We start from the raw sequence: 11974 nt of genomic DNA, 5'->3' as shown, positions 1-11974 counted from the left end.
CGTCCCATGTCTGGACTGTACAACTGTATTCTCCAACATGGCTGACTACGCCCCAATAAGCCGCTTTACCTCTCAAGTCTGGGTTATCCTTTGGCAAAAGAATGCATATTTCACCAATATGGTAACGATTGGGTACTTTCGTCCTTTCGCGTATCCTATCCACTACATCTTTCACTATGCGACCAGATGGAATTTTATTGCCAGCTTGCTCTACTGCCTGTTGCCATACATCTGCTTGCACAGCCGGTTCCAACTCGGCTTTCGCCAAAAATCGCAGTTGTCGTTCGTTGGTCGGCATTGGAATTTGCCGACCAATGGTCGGCAAAAACTTTTGAAGATTCTCATAAACCACAGTGGCCGAAATCTTTAGGTAGGCGGCATCACGGCTATAATTGAAGCGATCGCGACAGTATTCTTCAAAAGTACGGTGCGTAGAACGGTACAGCCGTCTGTCCCTCAACTCCATCAGCGCCTGACCTGCTTCAACAAAAGCACGTTCCACACGCCGTTCCAATTGCAAGCGTAAGCTTTGTTCTTGGTCGGTCAACTCTCTTACTTCAACAGCCGTCACCGTAATTGTTGCTGAGGCTGGGTTATCCTGCCCAGAATTATTTTCCTTTGCAGAGTCGGCGGCTGGCTTTGGTTCCTCAGATGCCCCAGGGATAACTTTCTTGCGTCTGGATGGTGGTTTGTTCATTGCCCCACCTCTAGGCTGACAGCAGTTGAACAAATATTGAATTGTGTCATCATGGAAATATAGAGTTTTTATTTATGCCCCCATCCTTTAAACAGGTTGGGGTTTTTCATTACTTTTTATATTTTGCACCGATGAAAGAATACTTTGACGAAAATCAGTCCAATACCACAGTTAACAAGAAAGACTTCAGAAGTCAGGAGCCTGAATTCAATTCTGACAACTGAATTCAATTTCAGCTTATTCTAGAAAATACCCTCTTCAGCACATGGGTAAAACAACGGCTAATGCTTGATTATTTAACGGCGGGTATTGCATTTTGGATGACTTTGTTTGGAGTACAAGAGTCGTTGTTAGAATTTCGCCTGGGTTATCTCGGTCGCTACTGGTTTCTTGCAATTAGTGCTAGCTTACTCCTGAGCTTTTTGCTCTCTGCCCCAATTACTATCACGCTAATCATCAAATTTACAGTAGATCCGTTTACTTTCCCTGGTAATGTGGTTCTTTGTGCCATCGCTGCGGTAATCTTTAGTGTGATTCTTAGTCTGGCGCAATGGCTGATACTCCGTCAATCCGAGATGACACCAAGAGTCTTTGCACTGATCAATACAGTTATTGGAATTCTCGTCTACTTCCTATTGGTATGGCTCAATGAAGGTACTCTGGAATGGAGTGGTAATCCCTTTAGCGGCTGGAAAACTGTCCTCATCTTTTTAGCTGGTGGTGCGATTACCGGAGCAGCCACTGGTAAAGCCTTGGATTTTTATTGTGAGCGAGTCGAACAGCGATTAATTCAGCTTGAGAGAGAAAGAGAAGAGAAAGAAAGACTCAGAAGAGAAAAAATAGAAAACGAAATATTTGAAAGGAAAAAGCAAGAAAGAGAAAAGCTTGAAAGGGAAATTCTAGAGAGGAAAATGATTGAGAGAGAAATCGCTTTAGCTGAAGAGAAAAAGTGGTACGAAGAACATGGTGATGATGATTACGATTATGAGGATGAAGATGATGAAGAATAATATTTGAGTATCAATTTACACGTTAAACTGGATTTGCGACTAGATATCTGTTTGATTTCTCAATAAATCGATTTCTTTGTTATATTTGCGATGAAACTTTAGTAATTCCACATAAGCACATGGTACTACTAAAGGACAGAAAATAGTGATTAAGACTAAAATTAGTCTAGACAAAAAGCGCTGTTCTCGACTCATTTCTCTATCACTCATCAAGAAAAATTACCATTGGCTAAATAAACACCTTGCCAATCCTAGATAAACGATGATGCCAAGAAAAGTCAAAAGTAAATTCAACATTAACCGTCTAATATTAATAGTAAAGTTTTGGTCAACAAGAAGCACAGGCAAAGAAGGGATGGTTCGCTAGTGCGAGAAACCCCATACATAAATTTAGGGCTGCTGAAACAAGAACCGGAGGCAGAGCGTTTCGCCTGTCCACCGCAAACACAGACAAATTTCTTAATGCTCCTCCAAAGTGAAACTATTAACCCTCTATTATCAGGCTAAAATGAGTCCAAAGCACAAAATTACCCTGACTTTTATCCTTCTTTAGTAGTACAGGAGAATTTTTGTGTAGCCAAGGGACTTATAGTAGCCAAAATCTCATTGAGACAAAGCGGCAGCGCGGTCTTCTGCCTTTGGGAGCTATATCTGCATGGTATTTATTGAACTCTTGGAGCGCGATCGCAATCTCAAAGTTTTCTTGGCTTTTAACCATTGAATATCAAGCAGATAAATGTTATTCGCTTAAATTCAAGATTAAAATCATGATTTTAACTTGTAAAAATAGTCTTAAATTAGTAATCCTAAAAGAAAGGTCTAATGTAAAAACTGTAATTATCAGTAACTAGCAACATAGTATAAAAACTGATTGAAATTAATCTAGATAATTTACTAGAAGATGTAACAGATGCCCATGCCCAACTTAAAAATTGAGATAATTTTTGCTATCACTATTAGCATGAGAAAAGTCCTTCTAAAAGGCTTTTAAAATGTATTTAGAGTATTACCATAAGAAATGTAGCTTACAAAACTTAGCATAAATACCTCATGAATTTTTTGACTTATCTCATGCATCTAGCAAGCTCAGGAGCTGTTGCTTACTATACTGCTTCTCAGATCCGTGACTCTAAAACTCGCCCTATTGTACTTAAGGGTTTACATCTATCAGAGGCTGGTTCTGTGGGATTTCTGTCTGCACTTAGTGAGCGTGCAGCTAACGAAGGCGATACATGGCTAGCAGAAAAATTAAAAAAACACGCATTGGATGAAACTAAACATAGCCAAATTTTTGCTCATGCGTTAAAAAAAATAGATAAAAATTCTATAGATTCAGAGCCTGAAGTTGTACCTAAAAGTCAATCAAGTCAGGGGCGTAGTCCTCTCTTTGCCGCATACTATGAAGGTTATAGCAAAGAACAACTTAGCCCTGCCGTGATTGACTGGGATATCTTTATGGCCAGTACCTATATTATGGAGTTGGATGCTGGTAAAGACTATATGCGAATGGCGAATGTATTACCTGATGATGAGCGTGCCACTCATAACTTAAAGTTGGGGATGTTAAGCATCGCTAAAGATGAAACAGGTCATGCTGCCTACCTTTATGAAGCAATGATGCGGCGAATGCCTGCAAGGAAAGTGCAAAAATTAGTTGATGAATGGCGCACCCGTAAAGTTCAGGCAGTATTTAAAGTAATTGATTATGTCCTTAAAGATACCGACACGATAGCAGATGCATAACATCTTTAAATAAAATAAGTAGGTAGGCGAGAAAATTTATAACTATGTCATTGTGGGAGTGAAGCAATCACAAAGGTTTTGATCTTTTTAGATTTGGTTACATAGTTAGGTTTATTTGTACCTATCTACTTAGCTATCACTTTAAGCCAATTGAATCTCTAAGCAGAAATCCTTCAAAACTTATTTCTGAATCCTTTTAAAAATACTTCCTAATAAGGATCTAAAAGCCATTTTTGTCTATCAATCAGAACTTGCGTCCTTTATGAAGACTATCATCAATACGTTTGTAATTACAGCTTTTATTTCTTTTGCAGCTATCTTTTCTTCTGAAGCTCAAATTACTCCAGATATTACTCTACCTAATAACACTGGTATCAAAATAGAAGGAAATAATCGAATTATTGAAGAGGGCACTCAGGTAGGAAACAACCTTTTTCATAGCTTTCAATACTTTTCTATACCTATCGAGAACACAGTTATATTTAATAATCCTCTAAATATTCAAAATATTATTACTAGAGTTACTGGTGGATTAATTTCTAATATTGATGGACTGATAAAAGCCAATGGAACAGCTAATTTATATTTGATGAATCCAAGTGGAATCACTTTTGGAGCAAACGCTCGATTAGACATTGGTGGTTCTTTTTTAGCAACTACAGCAAATAGTATTAAATTTACTGATGGTATAGAATTTAGTTCTACGGAACCTCAATATTCTCCTTTGCTAACATTAAATGTACCTGTTGGGTTGCAGTTTTATAATACCCTTGGAGAAATTAATGTGCAAGGTAATGGTTTTCCCATTCAGAACTCTATCTTGAGATCCCCTATAGATGCAAGTATAATTTCTACGGGTTTACAAGTAAAACCTGGAAATACCTTAGCTTTAATAGGAGGAAAAATATTATTGAATGGAGGAGTCCTTAGTACCAAAAATGGAAGAATTGATTTAGCAGGTGTAGAGCAAGGGGAAGTTAATATTAAGCTAGAAAATAACAGCTTATTCTTAACCTATGAAAACAAAATAAGTTTTAGAGATATAAGTTTTTTAAAAAATGCTTTAGTTTATGTTAACAGCACAGAAGGTAAAGGAAATACTATTAATATTCGGGGAAACGATGTAAAAATATTAAATGGTACGCTAATTATGAGCCAAAATCAGGGATTTAAGCAAAATGGAGAAATTAGTATTAACTCTGAATTTTTGGAAGTTAAAGACGCATCAGAATTTGGTATTAGCGGTATCTATACTAGCAACTTTGGAAATACGCCCGGAGAAAATATTGAACTTAATTCAAATAAAATAACTATTGGTGGAGCACAAATAGCTACTACTACTTTTAGTAATACTCCAGGTGGTGAAATAATAATAAATGCTAACGATTATTTAAAAGTTACTGGCTCTACTCCATCTTCTATTAATCAATTTGGATATGGTGCTATTAATAGTTTCAGCTATCTTAATTATGGAGATAGTGGAAATATTACAGGAATAATCAAGAATTTGATATTAGAAGATGGGGGTAATATAACTACAGCTTCTAGTTCTTTTGGTAATGCTGGGAATTTAAAATTAAGTACACAAAATATTACACTTAAGAATGGAAGCAGTTTAGGAGCTACAACTTTTAATAGTGGGAAAGGAGGTAATGTTTTAATAAATGCGAATAATACCATAAATATTATAGGTAGGTCGCCTATTGTCGGGCCTAGTACAATTAATGCTGCTACTTTTGGTAGTGGTAATGCTGGGAATTTGGAAATTAATACCTCAAAGCTAATTATCAGAGATGGTGCAGGTATATCTACAAGTACTGTATCGTTTGGAAATGCTGGAAATGTTAATATTAACGCTTCTGGTTCAGTAGATATTTCAGGAGTAGATTCAAATTCAAAACTTCCTAGTTTTATAGATTCATCAGGAGCTATTTTAGATAATAGTTTGAGGATTAGATTTAATAGAGTGCCTCCCACTCCTACTGGAGATGCAGGCAAATTAATTATTAATGCTAAACAAGTGAACATTGATAATAATGCTCAAGTTAGTGTTAGAAATAATGGCTCAGGCAATGCAGGAATCCTTGAAATTAAAGCTCAAGAGATTAACATCACAAACAACGGAGACGTTACCGCGACCACTGCCGTAGGTGAGGGAGGTGACATTATCTTCAATGCGAATAATGTTCTATTACGCAATGGTAATATCTCTACAACTGCTGGACAGCAAGAAACCAAAGGGAACGGTGGGAATATTAATATTAATACGGAACTATTGCTTCTCTTAGAGAATAGCAAGATTGCAGCAAATGCCTTTGAGGGGCAGGGTGGTAATGTTACTATCAATACTCAAGGAATCTTCTCTTCTTCTGATAGTGAAATTACAGCTACTTCAGACAGAGGAATTGACGGTATAGTTCAAATAAATACTTTACAATTTGATTTCATTAAAGCAGCGTTCGTTCCACCAGCAATTAATATTCCTACAGTTGCTCAGATTTGCGCTACGCAATCGGGTAAAGCACCTAATGAGTTTGTGGACAGAGGATCTGGGGGTATTCCACAAAGCCCAAATGATCCCCTCAACAGCACTTATGGCTGGAGAGATGAGCGACAACCTATTTCCACTAAACAATCACAACAGCCAATACAGATCGAAGCAGATCAAAAATATGTAGAAGCACAAGGATGGAAAGACAATGGAAATGGTACAGTAAGTTTTACAACGAAACCAAAAGAAGTGATTTCTTATGGTTCCTTATCAGACTCACCTTGTCACAATTCTCAGAAATATAAATAGAAGGATACAAAGAGCATTGGAATAAAACAGCAGCTTTATGTAGTCAAACATAATTAATTACATAATTTCATTGCGAATGCAGCGAAGCCTAATGTAAGCGAAGCCTTCTCGAAAGGTAGCAATCGCAAGGACTGGGATTGCTATAAGAGCAAACGCGATATCTGTAAATATTTTTGTTCATCTACTTAGCTGCTTTTATTAGAGAATGAAAAAGTTTAAAAAGTTGCTTCTATATTAAGAAAATGCTATGTCGTCCAAATATCGATACTTAAATGTGTTCGGGGCAACTTTTTTTCTAGCAATTCTGATATCAACAACTAACCCGCTTTTAGCAGAAACGGCGCCTTCAAGACTCTTTACACAGCAAATACCAACGATTCCTCAAAGTCCACAAGCTCCTTATCCAATAGAAAGAAGAGAAGAACTGCAAATACCTCCTGCTTCAGTGCCTATGCCTGAAATTACCAAAATAAACCGAGAAAAAATTAAAATTGAAAGGTTTATATTCAAAGGTAATACTGTCTTATCAACTCAACAACTAGAATCAGTAGTTGCTTCTTATACAGGCAGAGAAATTACATTTGCAGAATTGCTCGAAGCTCGTACAGCAGTCACGAGGCTGTACACTGAACAAGGATATTTAACTTCTGGAGCCTTCTTTCCTGTTAAAGAAAATCAAGCGATTACAGCCAGTGGAGGAGTAGTCACTATACAAATTATTGAAGGCAAGTTAGAGAAAATTAATGTTATGGGTAGCGCACGATTACAAAATTATATTCGTGAACGCTTACAGACAAACACAACTGAAGTATTTAATAGCAAACATTTGCTGACAGCTTTGCAACTATTGCAAACAGATCCTTTAATTGAGAAAATTTCTACAGTTATAGATAAAGGCTCTCAATCAAGTGCTTCTGTTTTAAACGTTACAGTCCAAGCACGTCAATCCTTTAGAATTGAAGCTTTCTTAGATAACTCTCGCTCACCTGCCATTGGCAGTTTTCAGAGACGAGTTGAATTAAGCAATGCTAACCTCTTGGGACTAGGAGATCGCTTGAGTTTGGGGTATAGAAACACTGACGGCAGTAATACTCTAACAGCTGATTATTCTATTCCTCTCAATCCTCAAAACGGGACTGTGCAGTTTTTTTATGCAAATTCTTCTGCCAATGTTATTGAGCGCCCTTTTAGCAGACTAGATATTCTTTCTGATGCTCGTGCTTACGAAGTGACTTTGCGTCAGCCAATACTACGACAAGCCAGATCTAATTCAACTCAAGAATTTGCTTTAGGATTGACAGCTTCCCGACTGGAGAGTGAGTCATCATTACTCAACACTCCTTTTCCTTTAAGTGCTGGCGCAGATTCTAAAGGGCGAACGCGAATTTCCGCTCTCAGATTTTTTCAAGAATGGACACAACGCACAAGACAAGGAGCATTATTGGCACGCTCCCAGTTCAATTTGGGAGTTGGTGCAATTGATGCCACAGTTAACAATTCCGCTCCTGACAGTCGTTTCTTCTCTTGGCGAGGACAAGCTTCATGGCTACAGCGTTTAGCAGCAAATGGTACATCCTTGGTTGTCAGAGCAGATATTCAGCTAGCTTCTCGCCCTGTTGTACCATTAGAACAATTTGCTAATGGTGGTATAAATTCGGTCAGGGGTTACAGACAGGATACATTTTTGTCTGATAACGGAGCTTTACTATCAATTGAAGCACGTATTCCCGCTTGGAGAACAGACACTGAACAATTACAGATCATTCCCTTTTTTGATGTGGGAACTTCCTGGAATAATATTACTGCTAAAGATACTGGAATAACAGTATTTACAGGAACACTGGCATCTATCGGGCTTGGTATACAGTACCAGTTAGAAGCTCGCCTTAATGCTCGTCTTGATTGGGGTGTTCCTTTGATCCCTGCTGACACTAACTCAAATTTAGAAACATGGCAAGAAAACGGATTTTATTTTTCTATCAATTACCGACTTATTTAAAGTATCTAATCTTGGGACTATGTTTAACGATAGTGATAGTTTTATCTCAAGTCCAAGCAAAATCCCAAACTTCTGCAAATTTAGAACTGTCTCAAGCACAACTTCTCAATCAACAAGGATTTGAAGAGTTAAATAAAGGACAGCCTCAAGCCGCACTACAAACATGGAAAACAGCTTACAATATTTACTATAAATTAAAAGATTCTGATGGCATTACTGGTAGCTTAATTAATCAAACTTTAGCACTACAAGCCAGTGGTTCATATCTTAGTGCTTGTCAAACTCTAAGCAAGACTCTAGAGCTAGAGGATTGGATTTGCTCTAGCCCGATTGAATTACGGGAATTTTCTCAACAAGCCTATCTAGAGACGTTAAAGTTTGCTTTGGAAAAACAGCTATTTTCAAGAATCAGAGTTATTGGACTCCGCAATCTAGGTGATGTGCTGCGGCTGATTGGTAATCCAGAAGCATCTTCGATTATATTATTCAATGCTATGGCAATGGCTAAAACTCTAGATTTAAAAGAATTAGATATTTATAATCAAATTTTATTGAGTTTAGGTAATACAGAACGTGCCCTTTACATTCAAGCAAAAGGTAAATATCAGCTAAGTGATGATGTATTTACTAAACAGAAAGCACTTAAATTAGCTCAATCAAAAGTTCAAAATGCTCTAAAATTTTATCAAGAGTTAGCAGGCAGAAAACAAAATGTACTTCCACTGCAAGCAAAAATCAACCAGTTAAGTTTAATTTTAGAGATAAAAAAGTGGAAGAACATAGTAAGTTTAGAAAATCCAACTATAAATGAACATATTCAAACATTAGTTAATAACTTATTAAGTCACCCGGAAATATTTGAATCATTTCCTGCAATCGAATCTATCTATGCTCAACTTAATATCGCTCAGAGTTTAGTACAAATTGACGAATATATCCAGTTGAAGCAAGTTGTTTTCTCCAGGAAAGATAATCCGTTATCAATTTCATTACTATTAGCAAATAAAGCTAACACTTTAGCCAAAAAGTTGAATAATAACCGAGCCGAATCTTATGCATTAGGAACAATTGCTACCATCTACAACTCTTTAGGTAAAACACTTGAAGCAACACAATATTTTGAAAAAGCTATGGGACTAGCTCAATCAGTGCAAGCTTGGGATATTGCTTATGAGTGGCAATGGCAATTAGGACGTTTATATCGATTCTTAGGAAAAGTTGATAAAGCCAATCAAGTATATGAATCTGCTATTAACAGTCTTGATCAAGTTCGAGGTGATTTTCTAGGGGTAAACCCGGAAATTCAGTTTAATTTCAAGGATAAAGTTGAACCTATTTACCATGAATATATGGAGTTATTGTTTTCCCAGGATGAGGTAAAATCAAAACGAGCAGTTGAAATTCAAGAGAAGTTAAGACTCGCTGAAATAGAGAATTTTTTACAATGTGGTAGATTGAATTTATCTTCTTTAAGAAATGAACAAACTCCACAAGAATTATTTCCAATTATTTATTTAATTAAGTTGAAAGATCAAGTAGAAGTAGTTGTTAGAACACCACAAAAATTTTATCGCCACACGGTAGACTTCAACCAAATAGCTGGCCCAATTGATAATTTACTTAAAATTGTTCAAAAAGAGCAATTTATTAGAACTGAAGGTGTTAACTATTTTATTTATTCTCAAACTCTTTATAACCTCTTATTTTATCCGATTAAGCAGCATCTTCCTAATTCAGGAAGTTTAGGATTTGTTCTAGATAGTTATTTCCAGAATTTACCTATTGATATGTTACATGATGGAAAAAAATATTTGACTGATTCCTATAGTATTGTAACAGCTTCCAGCTTTCAACAATTGCACAATCATTCGGCTAAATTCAAAAGTTCTAATATTTTAATTGCTGGTATTTCTCAACCTAGTCCTAGTCTTAACGATCCCTCAGTTCCTAAAAATTTACCAGCTTTACCAGAAGTCAAAACAGAAATCGAAAATATCAAAAAAAGTACTACTTCTGTTTTAACTTTAATTGATAGTGATTTTAATAGTCGCAACTTTCAACAAAAAATTGAAAAAAATTCATTTTCTTTAGTGCATTTGAGTACTCACGCTCAATTCAGTTCTGACCCTGAACAAACCTTTATCTTGACTTGGGACAAACCTTTAAATATCAAAGAATTGAACTTTTTGCTCAAAAATGAAGGCGACACAATTAATTTACTTGTTTTAAGTGCTTGTCAAACTGCAAAAGGCGATAAACGCTCTGCCCTTGGAATTGCTGGAATAGCTGTACAAGCCGGAGCACGCAGTACATTAGCTAGTTTGTGGCTAGTCGATGCTGATTCTACTGCTCTATTGATGGAGGAGTTCTACAAAGGATTGAAAAATGGACTTGTGTTACCAGAAGCACTAAGACTTGCAAAACTGAGTTTGTTATCTAGTGAAAAATACTTCCATCCCTATTACTGGGCTGGCTTTATTCTTGTTGGCAACTAAGCCAAAAAGCATTGTCAGTGGAAGCATAAGTTTGCCGCCAAGATACGATTTAACTTCCAATTAAGTGACAGTTATCGTCCCACTGACAAAGCACTGTGCAACAATTTATGATGTCGTCTGCAACGAGTCAGCACTGGTAAAATCTAACTACCCCTTACTCTTTCTAGTCTTTTCTGGCTCTGATCTGCAATTTTCGCTCCTGCTTCTGCTTTGACTAATTCATCAGCATTATTCTCTTTTCGAGCTAATTTGCTTGCAGTTGCATATGCAGATATGGCCGCAGATGGCAAGTATGCCTCTAGGTAGCGATCGCCTAATAATCGATAGATAGTGGGATTTTTACTACCTGCTTCGGCTCTTGCCTTTAACACCAGAATCGATTCGTTCACCAAGTTCTCTGCTTCATATACACTATCTACATCAATAGCCAATTCATCTTGGAACTGATTGAGACTTTGAAGACGATTGATTGTCGTCGCTATCTCTCGTGCCTTATCAGTAGGGACTATCAAAAGAATGGAGGCACTAGCAGCAATAGGCTCATCTCCACGATTAGCAATGACGTTTACATTGTAAACATTCCCCGACTCCATAACTGGCTGATCTTTCGGGTATGGCAGTTGAGTTGCCTTAACCTCAACTGACCAGTTAACTCCTTTGCCTTCGATTTGCACCATATAGCTAGTAGCTGAAGGAGTGGCAGACCAAGATAGTATCGGATTGGTATTTAAAATGACGACACCATAGGGAGTGATTAATGTAGGTATATTTTCATCTTCCTCTGGCCCTTTAGGTGTAACACAGGTATACCCATTTTTCAAAGTACAATTCTCAAATCTGCGCTGAGAAATCGGTAAACAATGTTCACTTACAGTACTATCTGTGAGGTATAAAAGCTTTCCATGTGAATAACAAAAAATCTCAACCTTACGCCCACGAACTGGATGAATTTTGTCATCTTTACAAAGCTTACTCTGGGGTGTCCAATTGATATCGCCACTAATAACTTTTGCTACAACTTCACAGTCTCGCTCATGTGAATCGCTTCTACCGACTGATTGAGCTTGTCCCCCTGCACTGCTAAAGCTTGAAAACAACAGTATTAATGCAATGGCTACGAATTGAGAGTTTGAAACTTTTTTTCTTTTGGCTGTTGACTTTGGTACAATCAGCATTCCTATTATTTAGTAATTTGCTATCTATTTGATAGCTTATCGAAATTGACGCACC

General features: G+C 37.0%; 8 protein-coding genes. 5 read left to right on the top strand and 3 right to left on the bottom strand.

The window, feature by feature from the left end; translation table 11 throughout:
* On the bottom strand, positions 1–697 hold a 697-nt coding region (locus A4S05_RS05535; RefSeq protein WP_069068829.1), incomplete at its 3' end, for a hypothetical protein.
* A gap of 284 nt (positions 698–981) precedes the next feature.
* Here A4S05_RS05535 and A4S05_RS43005 point away from each other — a divergent pair.
* The gene (locus A4S05_RS43005; RefSeq protein WP_069068828.1) at positions 982–1707 is read left to right on the top strand and encodes a hypothetical protein; all 726 of its coding nucleotides are present in this window, start codon (positions 982–984) and stop codon (positions 1705–1707) included.
* A gap of 586 nt (positions 1708–2293) precedes the next feature.
* Here the strand turns inward: A4S05_RS43005 and A4S05_RS43000 are convergent.
* The gene (locus tag A4S05_RS43000; protein ID WP_256090836.1) at positions 2294–2425 is read right to left on the bottom strand and encodes a hypothetical protein; all 132 of its coding nucleotides are present in this window, start codon (positions 2423–2425) and stop codon (positions 2294–2296) included.
* A 353-nt stretch (positions 2426–2778) separates the two neighbouring features.
* Between A4S05_RS43000 and A4S05_RS05515 the strand changes: the two genes are divergently transcribed.
* The 4 genes from A4S05_RS05515 (at position 2779) to A4S05_RS05500 (ending at position 10744) form a co-directional block, all read left to right on the top strand.
* Complete coding sequence (locus tag A4S05_RS05515) at positions 2779–3450, top strand: ferritin-like domain-containing protein (protein WP_370684400.1); 672 nt, start codon at positions 2779–2781, stop codon at positions 3448–3450.
* Between the two features lie 262 nt (positions 3451–3712).
* The gene (locus A4S05_RS05510) at positions 3713–6250 is read left to right on the top strand and encodes a two-partner secretion domain-containing protein (RefSeq protein WP_069068825.1); all 2538 of its coding nucleotides are present in this window, start codon (positions 3713–3715) and stop codon (positions 6248–6250) included.
* Between the two features lie 247 nt (positions 6251–6497).
* Positions 6498–8249: a ShlB/FhaC/HecB family hemolysin secretion/activation protein gene (locus A4S05_RS05505; RefSeq protein WP_069068824.1), complete on the top strand. Its 1752-nt coding sequence runs from the start codon at positions 6498–6500 to the stop codon at positions 8247–8249.
* 383 nt (positions 8250–8632) lie between these two features.
* Positions 8633–10744 (top strand): CHAT domain-containing protein, encoded by a 2112-nt coding sequence (locus A4S05_RS05500; protein WP_256090835.1) that lies wholly within the window; start codon positions 8633–8635, stop codon positions 10742–10744.
* A gap of 143 nt (positions 10745–10887) precedes the next feature.
* Here the strand turns inward: A4S05_RS05500 and A4S05_RS05495 are convergent, their stop codons facing one another.
* Positions 10888–11919 (bottom strand): hypothetical protein, encoded by a 1032-nt coding sequence (locus A4S05_RS05495; RefSeq protein WP_069068823.1) that lies wholly within the window; start codon positions 11917–11919, stop codon positions 10888–10890.
* Positions 11920–11974 lie beyond the last annotated feature (55 nt).

The organism is Nostoc sp. KVJ20, assembly GCF_001712795.1.
GTDB lineage: Bacteria > Cyanobacteriota > Cyanobacteriia > Cyanobacteriales > Nostocaceae > Nostoc.
Note: the sequence above shows the minus strand (reverse complement) of the source record. Positions and strands in the feature narration are given on the sequence as shown.